We start from the raw sequence: 26,636 nt of genomic DNA, 5'->3' as shown, positions 1-26,636 counted from the left end.
TCAGAAGACCTTATTCTGAACTTTCTTCGCTAATGTTTTGAGTGGCTCAACAGGGCTTCTATGGTAGCCCTCGGTCAACGTAGGTGCACTGGCCAGAATAGCGCCCAACACTACAAGGGCAAATCCTGGTGTCGTGCCTAAGGCCCCCACTAATCCCCCGACTGCCATAGTATTCTTGCTTTGTGCGACGACATCATAGGCCGTACCAACGAATTCACTTGCTATTTGGTCCCTCGGAGTATGATTGACAAGCTTATTAAGAGAGCACGCTACCGTCGCACCACCGAACCTCTGGCCACCAATAACCTGGGCTAGTCCCGGAGAAGAATTGAACCACTTAGAATCACGCACATCCATACCAATAGCCCGCCGAGCGATATCTGCTTCATAGTGGCTGCTAGTGTGATCGCTAAGAAAAATGCGCTGCGTTCCTTTCAAGTCAACATTGGCTTGCTTCAAACATCTCATTGCCTCGGTCAAAACAGCCGAACCACCACGATGACTCGTCCACTCGACGCGCAACCCTCGCTGGTGTGCATCTTTCATATAACTAGCTAACACCCGCCCCGCCTTAACAACATCTTCTGAGGGAGTCCTCTTCCCGAGACGCCTTACAAATTCCCAGCCAGCCTTACCCGCTTTGTGTTGCGGTGTATAAAATAACTCGAAACCAGACGCTTTAAGCTTATCTATTACAGCAGGGTCACCTTTTGATATGTGATCAGGAAGTATTTCAGCAGCTTCTCTAATGCCGCCACAATAGCCGTTAATACCTATTTGTAAGGGCTTCTCTATAGTTCCGCCTCTCTGGCTTGCAGCCTGGAGGTTATATGAAGGAGTAGAGGCAACCTTCCATGACCCATTCTCAGCGTCCGCCTCAACATTCCATAGACCGGGCTCAGTTACCTTACGAGCGCTTTGCCTCACAACCCGAATATCTGTGATCGTAATATCGGTCTGCGAGAGCCCCATATTCAGCTCATATTCAATTTCGAAACCTGGGCCCGAAATGCAACGGGTCGATGGGGAGCCGTTACGAACATAAGAATTCACTGGAACGGCACTACTACGAAGGCTGTTAACTGCACTTATTACTGCCAGAGCATGATACCCAGTACTGCTTTGCTCTTGCGAGCTCGCCTGAAAGTTCTGAAGCAACTTTTGCATTTGCTCGTCAGCGAGGATCTGACGACCAGAGGCTTGAGGCCCGAATGGAGATAGCTGGAACTGGGAAAGATTGGAAATGACCGGTGAACTCACGTTACACATCCTTATGCTCTAAGTTAGGGCATTGATACTATCAGGCCAACTATTTCTTGCCTATAGTTTTGCTGGGCTAAACTGTTTTGAACTCAGCCCGCCACTTGCCCGGTGTTTTGCCCGTTGCTTTACGAAAAGCCCGGTTGAAAGGCGCCTGCTCTGAGTAGCCAAGCAGCAGAGCGATTTCACTGAGGGTCAGGTGCTTATCCCGCAGATATACCTGCGCCAACTCTACCCGCACCTGCCCCAGCAGATCCCTGAAGCCAATACCCGACTGACGCAACCTGCGCAGCAATGTGCGCTCTGACATCGCCAGTCGAGAAGCAATTGCGCTCTGGTCGGCGTCACCCAATGGTAAACGCTCAATGATGAGTTGCCGTACGGTATCCGCAAACCGCCCAAGGTCGGGCATGTTTGCCAGTGCTGCGGTTGCCTTTTCATTTAATGCCCTGAACGTGACATCGTCGTGGCTGACCAGTGGCAGTGTCAGCACATTGGCATCGAACCAGAGTGCATTCGCACTGGCGCCGCACACGAGGCTCCCACCTAGGTGGCGCTCGAACAGATCGCTGGCGGGCACGTCGTTCCACCAAGTTTCCGCACGTTCTATTGTGAGTTCGCTCTGCCCCGTCATTCTTCGCAAGAAAGTCACAAAGCCGCCGAGGATCACCTGATCCGATACACGCGTCGAGCCGCCAAAGCTCGTATCCCACACCAAGCCAGCAAGGCCGTCTCTCAATTCGAGCCGGGCCTTCGGACCTTCATAGAGCAAGGTCTGAAAGCGCTCAAAGTACTGAAAAGCCTCCAGAACCGTCTGACATGACAAGGTCAGGTAACCAATGACGCCAACATGCTCAGGGCCGACTCGGCGAGCCAGATCAATCCCAATCGAGGATGAGCCTAAACCGTCGCGGACGCTGTCCAGCAACGCCCACCATTCATCGAAGGTCAGGCGTCGAGCGCCACCCTCACGGCTCAGTACCGCCGGCACAGAGCGGCGCTGCTCGGAGACGTACGACGACACCAGAGACATTAAGTCCCCGGTGACAGACAGCCCGGCTAAACGAGAATCCCGCTCTTTCATACGCCGCGCTCTTTTAGAAGCACTCGTGCACAATTGTCATAAGTTGTTGATCCTCGCTGAGTAAGAATGTCTGAAAATATCAATTAAGAGTCTGAAAATATCAATATAGCCCACAACGACTGCGCTAATCTATCAGCATCAAATAAGAAAGCTGGAGACACTGATGGAAGACTTACTGCGCGCACTGCTATTTATTGGGCTGTTTGCCGGTGTGTTCATCGGAACCATGGTCATTGAAAACCTCTGGGCCAAACGTCGTGGGGTTACTAAGCTCTATCACTTCCCTGAAACCTTCACCAATCTGATGACAGGTGCGTCGTATAAAATCGTCGACGGCATCGCCATCGCACTGTTTATTCAGCTGTTTTACGACTGGGTGTATCAATTTGGCTTTCAATGGAACCCAGAGGTCGGCGTTGTCAGCATCATCGCTCTGATTCTGTTTATCGACCTGTGTATGTATGCCGCGCACTACCTGATGCATAAAATTCGCTGGTTCTGGAATGCGCACGTAACGCATCACAGTTCTGAGCACATGAATTTCTCGACGGCACTGCGGCAGAACTTCACCTATGCATTTTCAGGGACCTGGATTCTCTGGTGGATTCCTGCCGCGTTTGTCGGTTTCGATAAAACCTGGACCTTAATCGCGATCGAGGCCAATCTGGTTTATCAGTTTTTCCTGCATACCGAGCAAGTCCGGACGCTGGGTTGGGCAGAAAAAATCTTCAATACTCCGTCACATCACAGAGTGCACCACGGCAGCAACCCTGAGCAGATTGATAAGAATTTCGGCGGTGTACTCATTATCTGGGACAAACTCTTCGGTACGTTTCAGGCAGAAGAAACAGCCGGCGAAATTGTCTATGGCGTCAAGCGTATGCCGACCAAGCCGAATAATCCTTGGCATGCGCAAGTGTATGATTGGCAGAATATGTTCCGGGATCTGAAAAAATACAAAGACCCGAGAATTATGTGGAAGCACCCGGACTGGGTAACGGAAAAATACGGTGAGCATCAGTCTGCCGACCAATAACGAACCCTCTCTTCCTGATGATAGGATGTCGACAAGGTACGCCACGTCATCAGGAAGACCAAATGAAATAAGACCGTCACCCAGCAGTTTTAAAACTGACATCCTTGGCGTCTAGCCTGAACCTCCCTGTTTTCCAACTGATATGGAGGTTAATAATGAAATCCCTTCTGACCTACGCTCTGGCATCTCTGATGCTGGTTGCCGGCTGCGCCACCCATGCTGGCCCTGACCACCGCAACAGCCATTTTGGTAAATGGTTCTTCGGTAAATTCTCTGAAACCCAGATCGGCCCTCGCCCTTTTTACCTTGTTGAAGATATGGACGAAGGCGAACTCAAAGATAAGCTGAAAAGCTGTGACACTGGTCCTTTCTTCCAGAGCCGCTTCTCAATCGGCCACCGTGGTGCACCTCTGCAATTTCCAGAGCACACGAAAGAATCCTACGAAGCGGCGGCAAAAATGGGCGCAGGCATTCTTGAATGCGACGTAACCTTCACGAAAGATCGCGAGCTGGTGTGCCGCCATTCACAATGCGACCTTCACACCACAACGAATATTCTGGCAACGCCACTGGCTGAAAAGTGTTCAGTACCACCTGAATTCGACAGCAATGGCATGCTTACCAATGCAGCGGATATCACCTGCTGTACCAGCGACATTACCCTCGCTGAATTCAAAAGTCTGCAGGGAAAAATGGACGCGGCAGACCGCACGGCAACCACCATTGAAGGCTACATGAATGCCACAGCAGACTACCGCACAGACCTCTACGCATCGAAAGGTACCCTGCTGACCCACGCAGAAAGCATCCAACTGTTCAAAGAACTGGGCGCCCACTACACACCTGAACTGAAATCCCCTTCGGTAGAGATGCCGTTTGAAGGCGACTACACCCAGGAAATGTACGCTCAGCAAATGATCGACGAATACCGTGATGCGGGTATCCACCCACGCAAAGTCTGGCCGCAATCGTTTAATTACGAAGACGTAAAATACTGGATTGATAACACCTGGTATGGTCGCCAGGCGGTTTATCTCGATGGCGTTTACGATACCAGCGTGACACAGGCACAGATGGAAGAATGGGTTGATGAAGGCCTACGCGTTCTGGCGCCACCTATGTGGATGCTGCTGAACGTGAACAGCGACGGCGAGATCGTACCTTCACAGTACGCGATCAATGCCAAAGCAGCGGGCCTGAAACTGATCGCCTGGACACTTGAACGCTCTGGTCGCCTGACGGACAACGGTGGCTGGTACTTCCAGTCGGTGAATGGCGATGATGGCGGTATGGATGTGATCGATAACGACGGTGACGTTATGACAGTGCTGGATGTTCTGGCTCAGGATGTTGGCGTTATCGGCGTTTTCTCTGACTGGCCAGCGACCACCACTTACTATGCAAACTGCATGAACCTCTGAGGCTCACGCGTATACCACGCGTAAACACTAATGCGCTCCTGAGAGAATTGTTCAGGGGCGCATTAAACTAATAAACCGTCCGCGACCTGGTGAGACACCTCTTCCCCGCACAGCTTTGTCACCAGAGCTAAAGCAAACTGCATTGCACTACCGGGCCCCTGGCTGGTCATTATATTGCCATCGATAACAACCACCTCATCACTCGGCATGACTCCGACCGTTGTCAGATCTTCTCTGAACCCGGGATAAGCCGTCGCTGATTTGCCTTCGAGTAAACCATGACACGCCAGAACAACGTATGGCGCAGCACAGATGGCTGCAATCAGTTTACCGCTACTGTGTTGTTGTTTGAGGAGGGAGACGAAGGCTTCGTTATCCGAGAGATTCTGCGCGCCCGGCATACCGCCCGGCACCATAATCGCATCCCAGTCTTCTGCGACACACTCACCAATGAGCTTGTCTGCAACCAGACGGACACCTCTCGAGCACTCCACTTCATGGCCTGGCGCCACCGAAGCCACCGTGACGTCGACCTCCGCTCGGCGCAGCACGTCGATGATAGTGACGGCTTCCAACTCTTCGGTACCGTCTGCGATACCGATCAGAACCTTCTTGTTCATTTCACACCTCGGGCTGAAGAATTACCGGAATGCAGGCCAGAATCACAATGCACCAGAATACCTGCGCTTTTGTTATGGCCTCTCTGAACAATAACAAACCACCTAATAAAGCTCCAACAATGCCGACACTGCGTTTGACGGTCTCAACAATCCCCGCATCCAGACCATCGAGCGCAAGCCACTGAAAGACAACAGCACCGACAAACACCAACAGTGCTGGTATCAGCCTTAACGCCTGGCCCTGTAATCTTGCCGGGGTTTTCGTCGCAAAGGCGTAACTCGCAATCAATAGCGACCCTAACGTTGTTTGCACGACACCGTGAAAGAAAGGCCCACTGTGCTCCAGCGCCTGCTTATCAAAGACAATACCAACGCCCCAGCCAAAGCAGACCAGCAACATCAGAAGAAAAGGCTTTCCCTTAACATGGTGCAAACCGCCCTGCGCACCACCGATCGCCACCACGGTAACCAACATGGCGAGCCACTGGTAGACGCTCAATGACTCATCCAACAGCCACCCTGCAGCCAGGGTCGAAATCACAGGCGTCAGGGCCAGCACCGGAATAACCTTAGCCACATCCCCCAGTTTGAGCGCCGTAATAAAACCAACCGCGGCCATCGCCGCAAGTACTGCAGCTACCAAAGACGGAAGCCAGTATCCAGCCGACACGGTGGAATCTGAGGCTATAAAATACGCCGCAAGATATAGAGGGATCGCCCCGACATTGAATGCCAGAGTCAGCGCCAGAGGCGTTTCGTTGGCCACCAGTTTCTTACGTGAGAGATCAAACAACGTCCAGCAGATGGCTGAAATAAAAAGAAAGGCAATCGACATACTACATCCGCGGTGTTTTTAAACCGGCCGCTCTACGCAAACGGCGGGACAGGCTGTCCACGATAACATTCAACGCTGCTGCGACAAGAATCAGGAAAAACGCTTTATCGAAGCGGATCTCCTCAAACGCAGAGTCAACATAAAAGCCCAGCGTCGCAATACCCAACACGCCCATCATGGCACTCTCACGCATGATCACTTCCCAACGATAAAACAGCAGGGCCAGAAACGCCGGGTAACGCTGAGGCAAGTCCTGATAAAAATAGCGCGCTAACCCAGAGGGGGAATCCAGCCTCTGTTGAGAAGACGCATCCTGACTGTGATTAGCAAGAAGAAACGCTATTAAGCCGCCATTATGCAACGCCAATGCGAAAATCGCTGGCAAGGCCGAAGGGCCAAACAGCAACATAAACAGATACGCCAGCATCAGCTCAGGGACAGACCTCAATACCAGAAGTTTAAACCGCCCTACCCAGTAATACCGCCCGACAAGCCAACGACTGGCGAATGGATACCAGGCCAATGCCATTACCCCACTGAGCACCAGCGCCGCTTGTGTAATAGCAATCGTCTGAATCAGTGCAGGGCCAACTTCATCAGCCAATACATTGCCGTACCAACTCATCGCGCCCGGAAGGTCGCCGTTCAGTAATGGGCTGGGCCATAAATCCTGAGTAAAAAACTGCCACACGAAACTCGCATTCACAGGCGGCATTTCCGGCAGCATAAAAACTGCCCCCAGCAGATAGGCTGGCAAGAGCTTTTTGTAAAACCAGAACCTGACGGTGCCTATCAATAACAGAAACACCCAGAATACCGCCGCTGCTTCGCTGTAGTCTCCCTGACGGAAAGCGGTCTCCAAATGAAACCCTAGCGTTGGCAGACCAATAAAGCCCAGAATCGCACTCGAGCGCAGTGCGCACTCAAAGCGGTAACGGATATATGAGCGCATGGCTGGCCAGGCCTGTGGTATCCATCCATAAAAGAAACGGCTTAAACGACTGGAGCCTGCGAGCGTATCGACCGTCGCAGAAGACTGCTGATGAAAGACATCTGAAAAGACTTTCGCAAAAATGCCTGCGAACGGAATAATAATCGCCAACAAGCCCGTTAATGCACTGAGACCAAATACCTGCATAAACAGCAGGCCCCAGAAAATTTCATGCACCGAGCGGATAACGGCAGAAAATACTCTGACCACACGCCAGTGAAACCAGATGGCCAGTAACACGCCTAAGGCTGCCGACACTGCCACACCGAGCAAGGCAAAACTGACGGTATACAGTGCAGACATCAGAAGCTCATTCGCGTCCGGCCAGAACGGCGTCACCATGCCCCAGCCTATGCGGGTAAACTCTTCCCAGGGGTCAGGCTGATACAGAAAAATATCGGCGAAGAACAAAGAAACAATGGCAACAAGCACAAACCACAGACTCAGGTCCCGAAAGCGTGCGCCGGTAGACTTTTTGCCTTTAGGCTTTTCACCTTTAGACTTTTCACCTTTAGCTAGGGAAACACTCTTACCGCCCATTTCAGGCATCCTGATAAACGGTTTCGAGGGTACTGAGATCCAACTCTGCCGCTTGCCAGTCGCCGAAAATGCGACCGTCTTTTAAGGCAATAATTCGATCAAAATGCTTAGCCGCTAATTCCGGGCTGTGAATGGCAACGATCGCCGTCGTATGTTGCTGCAGTACGTGAATCAATAATTGTTCGCCCTGCTCGGGGTCAAGCGAAGACACGGGCTCATCGCCCATAAATACAGACTTATTGCGATACAGAGCACGCCCGAGCGCAACACGCTGACGTTGCCCGCCGGATAACTGATCCGGCGAATTCCAGAGTTTCTCTTCGATACCTAAGGTACGCGCAACGCGAGCGACTTCTTCACGACGAGCAGCCCAGGGACGAATAAGGTTGATAAGATTATACAGCGTCGAAAAGCGGGATAACCCGCCCATATAAATATTCTGATAGGTGGATAACAGATCCACCAGACCACTTTCCTGCGGGCACAAAGCAACGGCGTCAGGCTGCTGCTTCCATAAAAGCGAAAGCAGCGTTGACTTACCCGCACCCGATGGGCCCACGAGAGCGACTTTTTCACCGTCACGAATTTCCAGACTAATGTCGTGCAACACAAGCTGATCATCGTGCCCGAAAGACGCTCCGGTAAGCTGGAACATGGCCTGACCCGGCATGATTAATCCAGCAGGCCGATGGCTTTGCCTGTGCGTTCAATCGGGGCATAGTCATCGTTGCTCGCAGGAACAAACGACTTACGCGGGAAGCTCGCGAGCAGATCTTCGTCTTTCATATCCAGCAGCGCGGTTCTGACTTTTTCTTTAAAGCCCTCGCCATAGCGGGCGTCGACATCACCACGAATCGTCCACTGATAATCCGGATAGGTAGGCGTCGTCCAGATCACTTTGACTTTATCCGTGTCGATCTTGCCTTCTTCCACTTCGGTATCCCAAACGCTGTAGTTCACAGCACCGACCTGATACACGCCACTCTGTACCTGCGAAATAGTACGGCTGTGATCACCCGAGAAACCCACGCGGCTGAACAGCTCATCAGGGGATGCATTGAAGGCTTCACGGATAAAGAATTCAGGCATGAGGCGGCCAGAGGTAGACCCCTTTGAACCAAAGGTAAACGTCTTGCCTTTAATATCCTCTGGCAGTTCATCAGATGCTTCGATCTCAGTGCTGGTGTTAGCAATGATATAAGTTTTAAAGAACTGATCTTCATAGCCTTGAGCAATGGCTTCAGATCCCTCAACCAGTGCACGCGCCTGTACACCAGACAAACCACCGAACCAGGCCAGCTGTACCTGATCATTGCGAAATGCCGTAATCGCCGCAGGGTAAGATTTTACTGGGATGTACTTTACATCCACGCCCAGCTGCTCTGACAGGTAATCTGCCACTTTTCCGAAGCGTGCATTCAGACGGCTTTCATCGGCGTCAGGAATGGCCGTAAAGGTAAAGGTTTCGGCGACGGCTGCCGCACTCATCAGTAAGCCTGCTGCGGCTGCAAAAACAGAACGTAACATCATTATTTATCCTTTTAGATCAGATACAGAAAGAGAGTTCAGATAATCGCGCACTTCATCGAAAGAGCCCCGCATGGCCAGGCGCCCCTTTTTACGGGACAGCTGGTATTGATACATAGGGTCGTAATATTGCTCAAGCAGATGACCAATCCATTCACGATGTAATTCAGGATTGCCCTGCTCGTGTTGATGAATAGCGTGTTCGAGCAGCTCGGTGATCGCGCGGTGGCGAACCCCGCCAAGGCGCCGCTCCACTTTACTCATGCTCTGACGCAGATCATCAGCGAACGCCGCAAACCCCTCGTCGGTGCCAAGCGCCTGCTGCCACTCGGTTAATTTATTCAGAATGTAATTGTTATAACTGTGCTCAACGCGGGACTCGAAGCTCGCTTCAACGATCACAAGCGATGCCTTCGCCATTTGGTTGCGTAAGGTTTCAGGCAATGCACAACGCCCGATTAACAAGCTCTCATCTTCGAGAATAACCGGCATATCCGCTTTAAATTCTTCGTGACGAAGCAAATCAACCGCGAGTGCATTTTCAAACCCGATCTGTGCAGGCTGGCCACCCGGGCGTTTACCAAACGTACTGCCTCGGTGGTGCGCCAGACCTTCAAGATCAACACTGGCCGGAACCTGCTTCAGTAATTCAGTTTTTGCACATCCCGTCTGCCCTGCAACCACAACAAGGGGTTTCTCAACCACAACGCGTTCGAGAGTATCGATCAGGAAACGTCGCATGGCTTTGTAGCCACCGGTAATGCGAGGGTATTCGCAACCCGCCTCTTTCAGCCATTGCTGCGTAATCTGACTGCGCAGACCTCCGCGAAAACAATACAGATAGCCTTCCGGATTAGCCTGAGCAAATTCAAGCCAACGCTGAACGCGCTCCTCTTTGATGTCACCCGATACCAACTGATGGCCAAGTTTAATGGCTTCATCCTGGCCTTTCTTTTTATAGCAGGTACCGACTTTCGCACGCTCCTGATCCGTCATTAACGGTAAGCTCACCGTATGAGGAAAAGCACCCTTTTTAAACTCAAGCGGTGCACGGGTATCCATCATCGGGGTATCCGACAAAAACAGCGTTCTGAAGTCAGCAGTATCCGGGCGGCTCATTATTAACTTCCTGTTTGAATTGTCACACGCACGGCTGAGCCAGAACCAGGCGCAGAGCCACTGACAAGCTCACCAATGCAGTCACTCTGCAAGCCCTCTGCGGCTAGAATCGCCTCGACTTCTGCTGCCTGCTCAGGGCGCACGGCAATCAATAAACCGCCACTGGTTTGAGGGTCGCAGATGATGGCGCGCTGCTCGTCTGTCATCACGGATAGCTTCTCGCCGTAACTCTCGAAGTTACGCTCAGTACCGCCGGGCATGGAGCCCTGTGCGATGTAGTCTTTCACCGGCGCCATCACAGGCAGCGCATCATAGTTAATCTCAGCGTCTACGCCACTGCCCTCACAGATCTCCAGCAGATGCCCGCCGAGGCCAAAGCCGGTGACATCCGTCAGTGCTTCAACGCCATCAACGGCAGAAATTTTCTCACCGACCTTATTAAGGATGCACATGGTGTCACGCGCCAGAAACTCATGCTCTGGCTTTAAAATTTTCTTCTTCTGCGCAGTGGTCAGCACACCGACTCCCAAAGGCTTCGACAGATACAGCTTACAGCCAGCCGTCGCCTGATCGTTCTGCTTCAGCTTATCGATATCAACGATGCCGGTAACCGCCAGACCAAAGATCGGCTCTGGCGCATCAATGCTGTGACCACCAGCAAGCGGGATACCGGCATCGGCACAGGCCTGACGGCCACCATCGACAACACGCTGTGCTACTTCTGGCGCCAGCACATTCACCGGCCAGCCAAGAATCGCAATCGCCATCAACGGCTTACCGCCCATGGCATAGATATCCGAAATCGCGTTGGTCGCGGCAATACGACCGAAATCGAACGGATCATCCGCAATCGGCATAAAGAAATCCGTGGTACTCAGCACCGCCTGGCCATTGCCGATATCGTATGCAGCGGCATCATCCTTCGAGCTGTTACCTACCAGCAGGTTCGGGCTATCAGGCAGCGTCAGCTGAGACGCCAGAATCGTATCCAGCACCTTAGGCGAGATCTTGCAGCCACAACCCGCGCCGTGGCTGTACTCAGTAAGACGGATAACAGATGAATCAGACAAGACAGAACCCCAGTTCATACAGACGAAGGCCGCATGATACCTGAGGGTCGTGAAAGGTTGTAGGAGGGCTTCCGCCAGCTTGCCTGGCTATGCGCAAAAACCTTGAAGGGCTAACCCCTTGTAAGAGGGAACCTTCTTCCCGACAACCTCACCACCCAAACCAACGTTGTGCGATACCCACTGAACTCTCGACAATTCGCATTCCCTGTGGGAGCGAATCAGCCGGAGGCTATTCGCGATTGCGCCGTGACCACACCTTGTAAGAGCGCTTCAGCCAGCTTGCCTGGCTATGCGCGAAAAACTGACAACGCCATGAACCCTGTAGGAGGGAAGCTTCTTCCCGACAACCTCACCACCCAAGCAAACGTTGTGCGATACCCACTGTACTCTCGACACTTCACATTCATTGTGGGAGCGAATCAGCCGAAGGCTATTCGCGATTACGCAGCATCCATATCACCAGCTGTTTTTCACAATCTCCGAATTGAGATTGCTAAGGTTGACCTCACACCAAAGCCTGAAAGCTCCCGTTTCTTGTTCTATATGGGTTGAATACTTAGTGATCTGAAAAACACACTCTTCAGCATCTGTAAGACTCTCCCGGAACGTACCCAAAACAGAAGTTATTGACTCTGGTGTCACCTTTTTAAGCAACTCTCCATGACTAACGGATCTTGCCGTCACCTTAAAACTTAGAGGGTATCTCGATGTGGCGACGGGTAAATATTCTGATGAATAGATATGAACCTGCTCCCCTTCCTCAGCATTGGCCACTGCACTGTATTCAGGAAACACCGATTCCCGAAGAAGCTTCTCGAACATTGAGATAGATACATCAGATACTTTCACTTCAAACTCCATTTATAGATCGAAAACTAAGGCCAGTAAGCCCTGTATCATTGCACAAGCGTTTAAATCCATCGGTAACAAAACTATGAATCAACTTCTCTTCTTTCATTTTAAAAACATCAACATCGTTCAGATCGTCTTCAATGACCTTCAATCCTGACACCCCTAGATGAACACCAGAGTCTATTACTTCGACAGCATCTGTAAGATCAACCACTTGACTGCTTAGAACATGCAACGTATTGAACATATAGTATTGTTTATCGTCGACCTGTACTGGCAAAAACTCACCGGCACCGTCAATGTGATCAGATAGAACCTCATAAGCTCTCTCGTTTAGTAACAGATTTCCGAGAGCCCATATTGAAATATCTGGTATGCACTCTACGTCACCAATGAAGCCACTACCTTTATAGAATCCCCCTTGGGGCTCGACCCAGCCGGGCAATCGAGCTTTTGCCCGAAACCTCTGGCTGTAACCAGGCATTTTCTCGAGTAAATCTTCTACATCAAAGTCAAAAGAGTAGAATGTTTCAAAGTCAGCTTCCAATTGATAGATCATTTTCAATATTTCAGATACGTGCTTGCTCTGTCATGAGCAAAGCGTTTCTCAATTATTTCCGTAATGACCAATTCCGTTTCCATCATATGTTCCTTAGGTAGCGCTATAAAAACAACTTCCCTGCCATTTGATCTAATCGCTCTTTCGTGCTTTCCCAGTTCGGCATGACCTGCCCCATCAGACGATAAAACCGCTCACTGTGATTGTGTTCAGCGATATGGCACAACTCGTGGAGAATCACATAGTCGATGCATTCCCGTGGGGCTTTTACCAGATACGGATTCAATGTAATCCTGCCATTAGGCGAACAGCTCCCCCATTGAGTCTGCATAGTGAGCACTCTCATCGGTGGTCGTTCTTCAACCCAAAGCGCTTGCTCCAATACGGCATCCAGACGCTTGGAGAAGGTTTCTTTTGCCCGCAGCCGATACCAGTCTTTTAAAAGTCCAGAGACTTTGTCCTGTGACTTACTTCTGACCGTCACTTCTATCGAACCGCGCAGCAGTTTTACTGACTGCTTCGCCTCAGAATCTTCAATCACTTTGAGCAGGTATTGCTTACCCAGATAGTAGTGGCTCTCGCCGCTCACAAACTGACGTGGCTGATAGTCTGCCAACTGTGTTTTAAATTCTGAAAGCTGCTGATAAATCCACCGGCCACGCTTTTTAACAGCAGATAACACCGAGTCACGGCTCGCGGCTTCTGGTGCCAACGCAACTACCTGGCAATCCGGGTGTACTTTGATCAATACTTTTGAGCTTTCGGACTTTCTGGCCAAGCGGGTGAACGAGATCTTTTCATCCCCGTAATAAAAGCTCATTAACTCGCCCTTGGGGCGAACAGGCACGTTCATAGGTTACTTATTGCTCAGGCCAACACGAGTAATCTGCACGATCAGCTCAACCATCTTTTTCACTTTATCCAGCCCGGCGCCAACGTCTTTGCAGTACTTAAACAACATCGGCAGCAACTTATTACGGATGTCAGCCTCAATATTCTGAGGATTAATTGAGTTCTCGGCGACGGCGGTTTCTACCTGCCGGTCTACCTCAAACGCCAGCTCTACCCAGCGCTTCTGAACCTGCTCATCCATCACTGCCAGTGCCTCTGGCAGTACCTTCTTGAAGATACCAAAGTACGCCTGCGCGTGACGGTTGCCCGAGAAAGCATCCGGCAGATCATCCAGACGCCGTTCCTGCACCTGCTCTTCAAAGTCACGGAACAACATGTATTGCTTCAACGGATGATCAAACAGCGCCTCGGCCTCTTCAATCGCCTGACGCAAAAGCTTGGAGAACTCCTCCTGCGCGTAAGGGTCATCCTGAAGATCCTGCTCAATCATCTTCGTAACACGGGTTTTGATGATGTCGGTTTCGTTGCGGGTCTTATTGTCAGTCCAGTTTTCTGGTTCCTGGCTTTTACCCATATTACCGACGTCATACTGGCCACCGGGCTCGCGTACTTCAACACCCACCACATGCTTGTCGATGAGTTGTTTTACTTTTTCTGCATACTCATCGTAATCAATCCGCTCGCCCGTATCGCGCTGAATAGTCTGACGCAGAGACGTCATGGCTTTCAGGGTTTCTTTGTAATGATGGCGATCGTCATCGGTAAAGCTTTTATCTTCAAAGAAGGTCACCGACTGCAACGCGACCTTAAGACAACTGGCGAAGGCCGTTAGCGCCTGATAGAAGTCTTCACGTTTCTTCAGGTTCACATCGACCAGTTCGCTTTGTTCGCCGGGCACTGACGATTCTCTTTCTTCTATCTTGGGCACCAATGCCTGGCGCATAGATTCAGTATCAGCTTTGTTCTTCACCCCATCGAAAATCGCCCAAAGCTGCTTATACAACTGCGGTAAGCGTTTGTATTCCGTGCTCATCTGGTTGTAGAGACCAGCAATATCGTCGATGTCGTAGCCGCCTTGAGTACGCGAGGCGAGATCCTGATACTTTTGTATCGTGGTATCTAACTCAGAAAGAATCCCGCGATAATCAATCAAATAGCCAAACTCTTTCTTCGGATGCAGGCGGTTTACCCGCGCAATAGCCTGAATCAAGTTGTGCTCTTTTAACGGCTTGTCGATGTACAAGACAGCGTTCTTTGGCTCATCAAAGCCGGTCAGCAGTTTATCCACCACGATCAGAAGCTTAAGCGAATCATCTTTATCAAAGCGTTCAATCAGGTGCTTGGTGTACGTCTGCTCGTCTTGTGTGCCGACGTGCTCTTTCCACCACTGCGTCACTTCGGGCGTACCGGATTCATCCACCGCCGTATTACCCTCGCGGGTATCCGGTGAACTCATCACGACCGCCGATTCAAACCTATTGCCTTCTGGCCAAAGGGCTTGGGCCTCATCCAGATATTTCTTATAACGAATCGCCGATGCCTTGCTGTCGCAGGCAAGCTGAGCTTTCAGCCCATCGGGAACGTTCTTCACAAAATGATTAGCGATATCCAGCGCGATCAGATGAATACGTTCCTCTGCACCGTATACCTGCCCTTTTTTGGAAAATTTACGTTTAAGGTCTGCCTTCTGCTGATCCGTAAGGCCTTCGGTGATACGCTCAAACCAACGGTCAATTGCCCGGTCGTTTACATCAATATCGGGAATGCGCTCTTCGTACAGTAGCGGCGTTACAGTTTTATCTTCTACCGCGCGCTGCATAGTGTAAGCATGCACGATGGGGCCGAATTTATTGGTGGTTTTATCGTCTTTCAGCAGTGGCGTGCCGGTAAAGGCCACGAACGATGCATTGGGCAACGCCAGCTTCATACGAATATGGTTTTCGCCGCCCTGGCTGCGATGGCCTTCATCAATCAGTACGATCAGATCAGCACTGTCGTTATGACACTCGGGCAGCTTGGTGGCCGAGTTAAACTTCTGAATCAGTGAGAACATAATCCGCTCAGTGCCCTTGCCGATCTGCTCAGCAAGGCGAGCGCCCGAGGTCGCCATTGCCGCGTCTTTATCTTTTGACGTCGCCAGTTCACCACCGCTGGCGAATGTTTTGCTCAACTGAGTTTCAAGATCGACACGGTCAGTAACGACCAGTATCCGGCACTGTTTCAGGCTGTCGTGAAGAATCAGCGCCTTACTCAAGAATACCATAGTGAATGACTTACCCGACCCCGTGGTATGCCAGATAACACCGCCCTCGCGGCCGTTTGTAGAGTTACGGGTATTGATTCGATCGATTAAACGCTTAATGCCAAACACCTGCTGATAACGCGCGACGATCTTGCCGACTTTTTTATCAAACAGCGTGAAATAGCGCGTCATTTCCAGCAGGCGCTCTGGGCTGACCAGACTGATCAGCATTTTGTCCTGCTCGGAGACTGCCAGCTCACCGCCTGCAATCAGACTCTCGTACCACGCCAGATCATCCGGGTTACGGTGGCTGAATAAACCCTTCTTCTGCTCATCACTGAGTGCCCGGTTCTTAATAGCAAACATCCCAGCATCGGTGATGTCTTCTTCACGCCAGGCCGCCCAGAACTTCTTCTTGGTTTCGCAGGTGCCGTAACGGGCATCAATGCCATTCACCGACAACAGCAACTGGCTGTAAGCGAATAACTGCGGGATTTCATCATGGCGTTGATTACGCAACGACTGCGAGATGCCTTCATCAATGGTCGGCCCTTTGCGGCTGCTGCCATCCGGGCGTTTGGCCTCGATCACCACCCAGGGGATGCCATTCACAAAACAGACGATGTCCGGGCGGCGGGTATCCTGCGCCGACGAGCCAGCACCGCCCGAGCGGGTGACAATAAATTCTTCCGTAAAGGTAAAACTGTTATTCGCAGGGTTCTGCCAGTCGATGATGGCAATGGTCGGGTTGGCTTTTTTACCGTCTACAAACTCAGTGACCGAAATGCCATACAGCATATGGTTGTATAGGCGCTCATTGGCATTCAGCAGGCCTTCGTTCAGTGCCGGGCTACAAATTTCAGCGATCAGATTATCAATGGCTTTTGCCGACAACGAGTGTGTTTGCCCGGCAAAGGTGAAGGTGCGCCTTTCAAGTTCGGCCCGCAGAATATCCCGCAGCACCACCTGATCGTACTTACCACCGCGCTTGGCCAGCGCCTCAGCAGGTGAGAGGAACGACCACCCAAGGCTGGTCAATAGCGTCAGTGCGGGTAGCTTGGCACTGTATTCTTCCTGAAACTTGGGGGCGTAGTGTTCCATTCGTCATCCTTACTGCTTTGGCGGCGTCCAGTGTAACAGCTCTTCTATATCGTTCTCTCCGGCCTGCTCTTTCAGCCGCCGACGATGTTCTGCAAAGCGTTCATATTCGGCAGTTGCTTTGGCATCAGCGTCTTTTTTACTGACGGAGCCAGCACCAACCAGAACGTCTCTGTCATTAAACTGCAAAAACTGATCAAGCTTGTTCTGCCAGTCCTGCAAAAACACCTGCTGTCGCCGCTCGGCCTGATCTTCGGCAAAGTCTAACCACATGGTAACGATGCGGTTCAACTCTTTGATTTCTGGTTCGGTCAGGTAATTCTTTGCCGTGACGATATCGCCCTTGCGCACCTCTGTGCCTTTGAATGTGTTCAGGCCCATGTTTGGCTGTGAGGCATCAGCTCGGCTATGAATCAGCTCAGCAGCCGTCTGGCCGGAACAGGCATAATGCAACTTGTTCTGAATTGTTTTAAAGAACTGCGTGGTTTCTTTCAGAGACGGCTCATAGTCGGCAGCGAGGGCAAATATCTCGCGTACGCGCAGGTACATCCGGCGTTCGCTGGCGCGAATGTCGCGGATACGTTCGAGCAGCTCATCAAAGTAGTCTGGCGCTACCGAGGCACCTACCGGAGGGTTCTTCAGGCGCTCATCATCAATAACAAAGCCCTTAACCAGATACTCCTGAAGCGTCCGCGTCGCCCACTGACGGAATTGAGTACCGCGAGTGGACCGGACGCGGTAGCCGACGGCAAGAATAACCGACAGGCTATAGTGCAACCGCTTACGACTGACTCTACGCGCCCCCTCCATCTGAACTTGTAAGTAATCCTTACAGGTTGAGTTTTGATCAAGCTCACCCTCTTCATATACAGCACGTATGTGCTGCGTAATCGCTTGCGGAGTCACTTGATACAGCTCAGCCATGGCGGCCTGTGACAACCATAAAGTATCGGACTCAAACCGACATTCGACCCGAGCCTGGCCGTCATCTGTCGTGAACACCACGAACTCACCGGCCGGTGGTGTCGATGGTTGATTGGTCATTTGAAGGCTCCCTTATATGTTGGTAACGATTATGTTACCGCTGCTGGCCAGCGCCTCAGCAGGTGAGAGGAACGACCACCCAAGGCTGGTCAATAGCGTCAGTGCGGGTAGCTTGGCACTGTATTCTTCCTGAAATTTGGGGGCCTGCTGAACAGCCATTACCAGTACTCCGGTTTGGTGATGGGTTTCTTCCTTTACGCCACTTTATCATTGATCCGGTGGCTTTCCTTATGCCAGAAATGAAAAAACCGCCGGAAGGCGGTTTCTCCGCCCCAAGCAGAGGCCAACTGAATGACGCTGCAAGGGGTGAGTCGTCGAGCTATTGTCAGACAACCTATCGGCCCAGTCAAACAGCGGTGTCGTTATGCCGGATCTCTGCTACCTCACGCAAAGCCCACGGCAGTTGTAAACTTTAAGTTTATAATTGCCCCTTCAGCCAGCTCCCCGTCTGACAATACGGCCTTCACATGCTTACCAATGTTTTGCTTGCTGGTCTGGTACAGCTCAGCCATTTCCAACTGAGTGGGCTATACCTGACCACCCAGTTCTCGCAGTATGATCTGGGTTTCGCCATCATCAGTGATGTAAGGAGCAGATCATTGTTCATTGGTTACTCCTCTGCTGCTTTATTCATTGCAGAGCAAAATAAGTCAATGACATCATTCTGGAACCAAAAGTATCCGAGAGTACTCAGGGTACAAAGCAAAAAAAACCACAACGATAGAGGGACCTTGTCTCTAAAAAATCTGAACTTCAGTTGCTCATCTATCCAGTCTATCTGATGTTCCCAAAAGAACTTGTAGTGTGCGTACCAGTTGCTAAAGAGGATCTGTTTGCTCATGCAAGAGTCATAATATTTGCTTTCCAGCTCCGATAACTTTGCTGCTAAATCAGAGAAATCTGCCTGTTCATCCGTAGTCTGCACATTTAAATACAAAGCTTTCAATTCGTTAAAAAGCTTCGTTAAAGCAACGCCGCACTGCTCATACTTTAATTTCTCGTGATCGCACATGCTGACATAAAGTCCAATTATCCCTAGCACAACAAAACCGGAAGAGATCAATTTGGTCGGTGAATTTTCTACCGCTAAAGAGATGATGCCAAAGGCCATGGATAGAAAACTGATCAACCCTGGCGCTTTTTCAATGATGTCATACGAAGCAAAGTGCTTCTTGGCACCAAACCCTACGTCATAGCCTTTCTGGGCAATACTTCGAAGCAAGTCATTCTTCGTCATACGGGCCTCACTGGATAGGTACGTCAATAGAAGCACGGGCCACTACGACGCCATTTTGAACTGCATAACATTCAACGAAGTGTTCCCCTCGAAAAGAGGTTCGTTCATTCCTCTTACGATATCCCTCGTCCGTCACAATTTGACCTCGAATTTCATTTCTGCGCTGAGCTTCAGGACCTTGATTAAGAACCTTCCACAGTAGGGTGTAATTTCCGGGAACCTCTGTTTCTCCGACTTGAAATTGGAGCTGTTTGTCGGGTCGCAAAGGTGTCTTTTTTAATAACATTTGAAAAAGAGAGTCTGTGCGATAGCCCGCTTGAGAAACATCGCAATCTAGACGCATGTTGTAGCGAACATCAATGGGGTACAGATCTTCGATGAACTGCTCAGTGTCTCTCCAGGTTGCAGCGGCTTTCTCCACAGACTTTTCTTCTGCTTTAGGGAAATTGCTTCCGTAAACTTCACGCCATTTTTTATTTGACTTGGCCTTACCTTCAGCTTCTATTGCATCAACACAAAGGTTGTAGGCCTCTTCAGCCTTTTTTCGGAAGTCTTTTTTGACATTTACGTCCTGATTACTGCCAGGAGCCTGGTAGTGATCTTGCTTATCTTGGCCTGCAAGGTATTCAAAAAAATCTCTGCTAAGGTAGCCAAAAGATGAATACCCGGCAGAGTCGTATTCGGTTGTAGACTTCATAAAGTTGTAGGCTAAGGTATCGATGAGCAAACCTCCCATGGCTACTCCACTCTTGTTCTTCCAGGATCTAGCCATCTTGCACAGCAGACGAAGATTTTTATTTTTCTCGTCGTTTAAATCTTTGATTGCTTTCATTTCCTGACGAGGCTTAGTCTTCTTCCAACTACCACTATTTGCGGTATGAGGAAATTCAAAGTAACCAGATCCATCGGAGTTATAACGATCGAATACCGGCTGAACTTCTACATGAAAGCTCTGATATTTCACAGAAACAACCAGCCCATCTACTTTTACATCAGTAGATGGGTATCGAGACTTAATAGCTTCCTTTACGTCGGTTAGAAGCTTGGATTGCTTGTGATCTTTGTAATCATCCCATTTTGATGAAGGCATAATGTAGACCATATCGAGATCCGATATACCTTTAATTCCGGTATATCGGCCGTAAGAACCAACCTGCAATGAGTTTGCAGTGGTTGAGTCCGTCCCTCTAAATTTCAGATTTAGAGCCTTGGTAATCTGTTCATAACGTTGCTTGAACTGATCAGATTTCTGAACTTTGATGTTTTCGAGAAACTCTTTAAACATATCCGAGACGGACATAAACGCTCCTTGTCTATTTAGTTAATTTGAACCCGACGTTTACCGGTGAGAAGCTTCTGCATCAGGGCTTTTTTCTCTTTCTTAAGATGATCCAGCTTTTGTTGAAGAGCAGAGATTTCCTGATCGGCGGTGGAGAGAACGGCAGCGATTTTTTCTCGCTCGGCCTTATCTGTAGGCACATTGAAAGTGAACTTCTTCAAGTCTGAACCATTGATGGAATTAATTGTGGCTCCAAGGTTTTTCCTTACCTCTCTGTAGAACAGGCTCGATTGAAGGAGCTGAAAAATAAACAGTGGCTCTTTTGCCCGGAAAATACTCATGAAAGCGCCATGAAAACATCCGACAGCCTGATCTTTGAGCAAGGCACTTTTTCCGATTAGCGCACGGCTACCATTCCGAACACACAGCAATATATCGTTCTCTCGGGTGACTGATTTTTCTGGAGCCGTGCATGTCACATAAACGTTGTCATCGAAGGAGAGCCGTCCGTTTTGAACATTAGAAGAACGCAACACTAACGTACCGCTCCCATCTGTAACATCGGATGGCGAGTACGTTAAGCCACCAATAACCTCTCCCAACTTGGAAAGCTGCTTACTTTCCCACTCCCCACTATACCTAACCCCATTCTTATCCAGCAGGCGCTTCTTGCCGGTGAGCAGTTGTTGCATCAGGGCTTTTTTTTGCAGCTGGCTAATGGCGAGCAGTTGTTCGATGGTGGTGATGGCCTTGTCCCAAGTGGAGAGGATTTTGGCAATTTTCCTTTGTTCGCTAACAGGAGGATGCGGAAATTTTATTTTCTTAAAATCAGTTAAAGAAACTCGATCTCTGGTGCCAGAAATTTTTATTCGTTTTACTTGCCGTTTCCCAATATCACTATTCAAAATAAACGCGATAAATTGTGAACATCTGAGCTCTTCCGTCCTAATTCGAATCACGTCCTGCGTTACGATTCCGGATTCATGTGCATCGTAAACTGCTGATTCACAAGGAGGGTCTCCCACCTTTGCAATTATAACGTCTCCATAATTTACCTGACACGCCGTCAACGTTTGGTATTTTTCATTAGTAACGAAAACCTCTGACTTTCTCAGATAGCGCCCGTTCCTGATATCCCTAATATATATAACGGGCTGACCTGCAAGAACAAGCTCCGATGAGAGTAAGTCACTACCAAAAGGGCCATTTACAAAGCTATTTTTTTCTGGAGAGCTGAATTCTTGTAGCGGCAAAATCTCCCAATCTGGTGAAACCCCCTTAATACTATCAATAGTCGACCATTCATTCCGCATAACCCAGCTCCTCCAGATACTTGGCCATCTCAGTTTCCAGCTCGGTCAGTTGCGCTTTCAGCTGCTCACGCTCTGCACGCACGGCCATCAGGTCGATTTCTTCCTCTTCTTCAAAGGTATCGACATAGCGCGGAATATTGAGGTTGTAGTCGTTTTCTTTGATCTCTTCGAGGCTGGCGACGTAGGCGTATTTATCAACGTCGGTGCCTGCATGATAAGTCTCGACGATTTTGGCGATGTTCTCTTGGGTGAGTAAGTTCTGATTTTTACCGGGTTTGAACTCACGGCTCGCGTCGATAAAGGTGACGGCTTCTTCGGTCTTGTTCGTTTTAAAGATCAGAATAGCCGCTGGGATGCCGGTGCCGTAAAACAGCTTTTCTGGCAGGCCGATCACGGCATCAAGCAGATTTTCGTCGATGAGTTGTTTGCGGATTTTGCCTTCGCTGGAGCCACGAAACAGCACGCCGTGTGGTACGACAACGCCCATGCGTCCGCCCTTCTTCCCTTTCGATGCGGGTTTCAGCGTTTCAATCATGTGCAGGATAAAGGCGTAGTCGCCTTTGGTTTTTGGCGGTACGCCCCGGCGGAAGCGGCTGAACTTGTCGTTCTCGGCTTCGTCGTGGCCCCATTTATCGAGGCTGAACGGCGGGTTAGCGGTTACGATATCAAACAGTATCAGGTCGCCGTTTTTATCGAGTAGTTTGGGATTACGGATAGTGTCGCCCCACTCGATTTTGTGGTTGTCTTCGCCGTGCAGGAACATGTTCATTTTTGCCAGCGACCAGGTCGAGCCGATGGCTTCTTGCCCGTAGAGGGCGTATTCCTTACTGCCGTGGTTGGCGACGACTTTGCGGCCACATTTCATTAACAGTGAGCCAGAGCCACAGGCTGGGTCACAGATGCTGTCGCCGGGTTGCGGGTCGAGCAGTTCGGCCATGAGGTCTGAGACTTCGGGTGGTGTATAGAATTCACCGGCTTTCTGGCCACCGCTGGCGGCGAAGTTTTTGATCAGGTATTCGTAGGCGTTACCGATAACATCAAGCGTGCCGACGCGGCTAGGCTTGAGGTTGAGGTCGTCTTTGGCGAAGTCTTCCATCAGGTGACGCAGGATGGTGTTCTTCTGTTTTTCTTCACCGAGGCGGTCGGTGTTGAAGGAGATGTCCTGGAACACGCTTTTACCGGCGTCTTTGAGCTTAGTGCCGTTGGCTTCTTCGATGGCGTGCAGTGCCTGATCAATACGCTCGCCGTTGCCGGGCTCGTGGCGGCGGTCGTAGAGAACATAGAAGCTGGCTGACTTGGGCAGTACGAAACGTTCGTTTTTCATCATTTCTTCAATGAGTTCTGGCTCGTCGCCGTATTCTGCCTTGTAGCCGTCGTAGTGATCCTGCCATACGTCTGAGATGTACTTGAGGAACAGCATGGTCAGGATGAAGTCTTTGTAGGTGTCGGCGCTGATGGTGCCGCGGAAGGTATCGCAGGCGTTCCAGAGGGCTTTGTTGATCTGATCCTGATTGATGAGTTCTTGCTGGGTTAGGCTCATGTGTACTGCTTCGTTTTTTGTTAGGGATGGCTGAGGGCTTGTTGCGGTGTAGATGGCTTCCTCTGCCTTGATAGACCGAGTATACCGGGTGTGGAGGTGAGGTGCATGTGTGGGATTGGGTCGGGGAGAAGCTCCCCTCCTACAGGGGGTAATTAGCGTCGGTCGTGCAATACCGGGGATTTCGTAATCGCGAATAGCCTTCGGCTGATTCACTCCCACATAGAAAACAACTGGTTCGCTCTCACAGAGAAGGCAACAACCTGATCACGCAAGACAATAGGTGTTTCAAGTCCAACCATCAGAAGGTAAATCTCGGAAGGTTTCGCGAATAGCCTTCGGCTGATTCTCTCCCACATAGAAAACAACTGATTTGCTCATACAGGGAATGTGACCCACCGGGGGTTTAGAGTTAGCATCTGTTATTGATTTTTGTGGTGAAGATGTCGGGAAGAAGCTTCCCTCCTACAGATGATGATTAGCGAGAATAGTACAGAGCCGGATATGCCCTAATCGCGAATAGCCTTCGGCTGATTCGCTCCCACAGAGAGAAGAGGTAATTTGCTCACTCAAGGTGATTCCAGTCCAGATATCAGAAGGCGCGGCTCTGAAGATTTCGCGCATAGCCAGACAAGCTGGCTGAAGCGCTCCTACATGGAGGGAGGAGTCGTAACGGGAAGAGCGTGCGTGTCGGGGAGAAGCTCCCCTCCTACAGGGGGTAAGTAGCGTCGGTTGTGTAATACTGGGGGTTTCGTAATCGCGAATAGCCTTCGGCTGATTCGCTCCCACAAAGAGAAGAGGTAATTCACTCCCACAAACGGGAGCCGAGGCTCCCGTCTGTTGCTACTGATGTGAATCAGCGCTTAACGCGGTACACAGCCAGCGCCGGTGCTGTGGTTACAGCCATCGGCATCAATAAAGAGCTGGGTAGAATACTCTTCGATCGGTAGCTTCTGAACCTGCTGACCGTCTTCTGTCAGTGCCTCAACATAGTTGATAAAGCCCTGCGCGTATTCGGTGTAGGTATCTTCATAGTTACCTGCATCAAACGGTACGCTGAAGGTGGTGTAGCCGTCCCGGCCTGACGCGATAAAGTCGTTGGTGACAACGCGATAGATCCCTGTTGGGTTAATGGCAGCCCAGGTGCCTGCAACCTGAGAGTTCACCTCGACATTGCTGACGCGACTGCCTTCTGGCTGTGAAGCATCAATGTCATAGCGCAAGCCGGACGCGTATGGATACGAACCACTTGAACCGTCGTTATCGAGGAAGTTAGCCAGCGCATCTTCGAGGACGTCGATAATCTGCTGGCCTGTCATATCAAGAATCACCAGGGTGTTAGAGAAAGGCAGCAATGTGAAAGCGTCAGCAATGGTGACGTCACCGGCGGCCAGATCGACACGAACACCACCGCCATTCTGAATGGCAATATCCGCAGTTGGCGTTACTGTCAGGAAGGCTTTAGCAACCACGTTTGAAATATCAGAACCGTTTTCGTAGGTCGCTGAGCTATCACAAATCGTAGAGCGCCCTTGTCCCGGTATACGTTCAAGGCAGAGATCTTCTGCGTTAGTACCAATCACTGTCTGTTTCAGCACATCGACGTCTTCATCGTATACATCCAGAATAGCCTGAGTAGTCGCATCCGGGCGGATGGCAACGATCTCGTCTTCTTTTGTGAGAGCAGTGGTCACACGAGTGACATCTGCACCAGTAAGAGTGCGGGTTTCTTCTTCGTTGTACTCATACTCGAAGGTGGTACTGATCGGCATATAGGGCTGGCCAGCACATGCTGTGACATTGCCGTCGGTATCGAAGTCGACATCCAGCTTGCCCATCAGGTGAGCGTATTCCCACGCCTGAACCACACAAACGGTATTACCACCCGCGTCGGTGACAACCGTTGGGTATTCGCCCTGTGTATTAAAGCCCAGCTGTGAGAAGGTCTCATCGCCCAGCAGGGTGTGAGAGTCACCGCCAACAATGACGTCGACGCCATTCAGCGCCGCGGCCAGCTCGAGGTCATTGGCGTACTGATAGTGGGTCATCAGGATGATTTTATTCACCCCCATGCCAGTCAGTTCATCAATGTACTGCTGAGCCGTTGTAGTTTCGTCAGAGAAAGTCGTACCGTCATCCGGGCTTGATGAGTTCTTCGTTTTACCGGCAATGTCGATGCCGATGATGCCAATTTTCTGACCTTCGCGCTCAACGATGGTGTAAGGCTCAATGTAGCCTTCAGCGATGGCTGAACCTTCAGCCGGGTTAACGTTCGCTGCCAGTGTTGGCGTCACACACGCAGACGAGTTCAGTGAATCAAGGAAGTTCGCCAGCCCGGTATCGCCATCATCAAACTCGTGGTTACCAAGGGCAAACGCATCAAAGCAGATCTGGTTCATCATGTCGGCGTCGGCGCGACCTTTGAACAACGAGTAATACAGCGTACCGGTAATGGCATCACCTGAATGCAGCTTCAGAACATTGTCTGACTGCATCTCAAGGCTGTTGAACAGGCTAACCATCATAGGAAAGCCGCCGTAAGTGACATCCACTTCTGCAATGGCTCCACCTTCGGCACCTGTTTCAAGCCCCAGCTCGGACACATCAAACCCAAATGACTCAGCTTCAAGGTGTGAGTGATGATCATTCATGTGCAGAATGCTGATCGACATGGAGTTATCTTCGTTCGATGGTGCTTGCTCGCCCTGCTCGCCTTGCTCACCTTGGGGGCCCTGAGGGCCTGCTGGCCCTTGAGCGCCATCATTTCCGTCTTCACCGCCACATGCAGAGAGACCTGCGACCATGGCTGCCAGTGCTGTAAGTTTCCACACTTTCATGATTAAACCTTTAATGCGTTTAGTTGATAAAATTCACCAACACATTAAGAACGAACGCTTACCATCCGGTGACAGTCATCTGGCAAATCCGTGACAGAAGGATTTCAGATTAGTGACAAGCAGTGCACCACTGATCTGTATCAACTTTTTTGCATTGCCCCTCTTGGAACTTAAAAATCCTGCCTTATATAAGAAGTAACCGAACGGAAAAGCACGATCCCGGGAGTGCTTCATCCGCCAGGCGAAACCTTTAAATGCGCAATGCGCACGAGTGTTTTATTTG

22 protein-coding genes are annotated in these 26,636 nt (G+C 50.5%); 2 read left to right on the top strand and 20 right to left on the bottom strand.

The genetic code is table 11. The annotated features are described in order from the left end of the window. Both BW941_RS05940 and BW941_RS05935 read right to left on the bottom strand, forming a co-directional pair. Complete coding sequence (locus tag BW941_RS05940) at nucleotides 1-1,167, bottom strand: hypothetical protein (protein ID WP_139325761.1); 1,167 nt, start codon at nucleotides 1,165-1,167, stop codon at nucleotides 1-3. 169 nt (nucleotides 1,168-1,336) lie between these two features. Further along, entirely contained in the window at nucleotides 1,337-2,344 is a 1,008-nt protein-coding gene (locus BW941_RS05935) for an AraC family transcriptional regulator (RefSeq protein WP_084188684.1), read from the bottom strand. A gap of 163 nt (nucleotides 2,345-2,507) precedes the next feature. Here BW941_RS05935 and BW941_RS05930 point away from each other — a divergent pair, with 163 nt between their 5' ends. Both BW941_RS05930 and BW941_RS05925 read left to right on the top strand, forming a co-directional pair. After that, entirely contained in the window at nucleotides 2,508-3,380 is an 873-nt protein-coding gene (locus BW941_RS05930; RefSeq protein ID WP_076514716.1) for a sterol desaturase family protein, read from the top strand. A gap of 155 nt (nucleotides 3,381-3,535) precedes the next feature. Further along, nucleotides 3,536-4,801, top strand: a complete 1,266-nt coding sequence (locus tag BW941_RS05925) for a glycerophosphodiester phosphodiesterase family protein (protein ID WP_076514715.1) — start codon at nucleotides 3,536-3,538, stop codon at nucleotides 4,799-4,801. 62 nt (nucleotides 4,802-4,863) lie between these two features. Here BW941_RS05925 and BW941_RS05920 read toward each other — a convergent pair whose 3' ends face one another. From BW941_RS05920 to BW941_RS05835, 18 genes are all read right to left on the bottom strand, one after another. Continuing rightward, complete coding sequence (locus BW941_RS05920) at nucleotides 4,864-5,421, bottom strand: DJ-1 family glyoxalase III (protein ID WP_076514714.1); 558 nt, start codon at nucleotides 5,419-5,421, stop codon at nucleotides 4,864-4,866. A gap of 1 nt (nucleotide 5,422) precedes the next feature. Next, nucleotides 5,423-6,256 (bottom strand): EamA family transporter, encoded by an 834-nt coding sequence (locus BW941_RS05915; RefSeq protein ID WP_076514713.1) that lies wholly within the window; start codon nucleotides 6,254-6,256, stop codon nucleotides 5,423-5,425. 1 nt (nucleotide 6,257) lies between these two features. Continuing rightward, nucleotides 6,258-7,787, bottom strand: coding sequence for a PhnE/PtxC family ABC transporter permease (locus BW941_RS05910; RefSeq protein WP_245820053.1), 1,530 nt, complete (start codon nucleotides 7,785-7,787; stop codon nucleotides 6,258-6,260). Nucleotide 7,788: 1 nt separating this feature from the next. Further along, nucleotides 7,789-8,457 carry an ATP-binding cassette domain-containing protein gene (locus tag BW941_RS05905; RefSeq protein WP_076514712.1) on the bottom strand — a complete coding sequence of 223 codons (669 nt, stop codon included), beginning with the start codon at nucleotides 8,455-8,457 and terminating at the stop codon, nucleotides 7,789-7,791. A 2-nt stretch (nucleotides 8,458-8,459) separates the two neighbouring features. Continuing rightward, the gene (locus tag BW941_RS05900) at nucleotides 8,460-9,317 is read right to left on the bottom strand and encodes a putative selenate ABC transporter substrate-binding protein (protein WP_076514711.1); all 858 of its coding nucleotides are present in this window, start codon (nucleotides 9,315-9,317) and stop codon (nucleotides 8,460-8,462) included. 3 nt (nucleotides 9,318-9,320) lie between these two features. Further along, nucleotides 9,321-10,433, bottom strand: a complete 1,113-nt coding sequence (gene mnmH, locus BW941_RS05895) for a tRNA 2-selenouridine(34) synthase MnmH (RefSeq protein WP_076514710.1) — start codon at nucleotides 10,431-10,433, stop codon at nucleotides 9,321-9,323. Nucleotides 10,434-10,435: 2 nt separating this feature from the next. Beyond that, nucleotides 10,436-11,485 (bottom strand): selenide, water dikinase SelD, encoded by a 1,050-nt coding sequence (selD, locus tag BW941_RS05890; protein ID WP_366370540.1) that lies wholly within the window; start codon nucleotides 11,483-11,485, stop codon nucleotides 10,436-10,438. Between the two features lie 474 nt (nucleotides 11,486-11,959). Next, entirely contained in the window at nucleotides 11,960-12,352 is a 393-nt protein-coding gene (locus BW941_RS05885; RefSeq protein ID WP_139325760.1) for a hypothetical protein, read from the bottom strand. 1 nt (nucleotide 12,353) lies between these two features. After that, a complete protein-coding gene (locus tag BW941_RS05880) occupies nucleotides 12,354-12,914 on the bottom strand; it encodes an imm11 family protein (protein ID WP_068437766.1) in 561 nt (186 codons plus the stop codon). 103 nt (nucleotides 12,915-13,017) lie between these two features. Next, nucleotides 13,018-13,734 (bottom strand): M48 family metallopeptidase, encoded by a 717-nt coding sequence (locus BW941_RS05875; protein ID WP_217693571.1) that lies wholly within the window; start codon nucleotides 13,732-13,734, stop codon nucleotides 13,018-13,020. A 36-nt stretch (nucleotides 13,735-13,770) separates the two neighbouring features. Continuing rightward, the gene (locus BW941_RS05870; protein WP_076514707.1) at nucleotides 13,771-17,109 is read right to left on the bottom strand and encodes a type I restriction endonuclease subunit R; all 3,339 of its coding nucleotides are present in this window, start codon (nucleotides 17,107-17,109) and stop codon (nucleotides 13,771-13,773) included. A gap of 9 nt (nucleotides 17,110-17,118) precedes the next feature. After that, a complete protein-coding gene (locus tag BW941_RS05865) occupies nucleotides 17,119-18,150 on the bottom strand; it encodes a virulence RhuM family protein (RefSeq protein ID WP_076514706.1) in 1,032 nt (343 codons plus the stop codon). Nucleotides 18,151-18,162: 12 nt separating this feature from the next. Beyond that, entirely contained in the window at nucleotides 18,163-18,309 is a 147-nt protein-coding gene (locus BW941_RS17730) for a hypothetical protein (protein WP_175607870.1), read from the bottom strand. A 451-nt stretch (nucleotides 18,310-18,760) separates the two neighbouring features. Continuing rightward, entirely contained in the window at nucleotides 18,761-19,387 is a 627-nt protein-coding gene (locus tag BW941_RS05855; RefSeq protein WP_076514705.1) for an SLATT domain-containing protein, read from the bottom strand. Nucleotides 19,388-19,394: 7 nt separating this feature from the next. Continuing rightward, complete coding sequence (locus tag BW941_RS05850) at nucleotides 19,395-20,687, bottom strand: nucleotide-binding domain-containing protein (protein WP_076514704.1); 1,293 nt, start codon at nucleotides 20,685-20,687, stop codon at nucleotides 19,395-19,397. A 17-nt stretch (nucleotides 20,688-20,704) separates the two neighbouring features. After that, on the bottom strand, nucleotides 20,705-21,979 hold the full coding sequence (locus BW941_RS05845; RefSeq protein ID WP_076514703.1) for a restriction endonuclease subunit S: 1,275 nt from the start codon (nucleotides 21,977-21,979) through the stop codon (nucleotides 20,705-20,707). Further along, nucleotides 21,969-23,519 carry a type I restriction-modification system subunit M gene (locus tag BW941_RS05840; protein WP_076514702.1) on the bottom strand — a complete coding sequence of 517 codons (1,551 nt, stop codon included), beginning with the start codon at nucleotides 23,517-23,519 and terminating at the stop codon, nucleotides 21,969-21,971. Before BW941_RS05840 ends, BW941_RS05845 begins: the two co-directional genes overlap by 11 nt. Before the next feature lie 860 nt (nucleotides 23,520-24,379). After that, nucleotides 24,380-26,353, bottom strand: a complete 1,974-nt coding sequence (locus BW941_RS05835; protein ID WP_076514701.1) for a bifunctional metallophosphatase/5'-nucleotidase — start codon at nucleotides 26,351-26,353, stop codon at nucleotides 24,380-24,382. Nucleotides 26,354-26,636 lie beyond the last annotated feature (283 nt).

It is taken from the genome of Thalassolituus maritimus (assembly GCF_900156675.1).
In the GTDB taxonomy this organism is placed as follows: domain Bacteria; phylum Pseudomonadota; class Gammaproteobacteria; order Pseudomonadales; family Oceanobacteraceae; genus Thalassolituus; species Thalassolituus maritimus.
The sequence above is the reverse complement of the archived record's forward strand: the minus strand, read 5'-3'. Positions and strand labels throughout refer to the sequence as shown.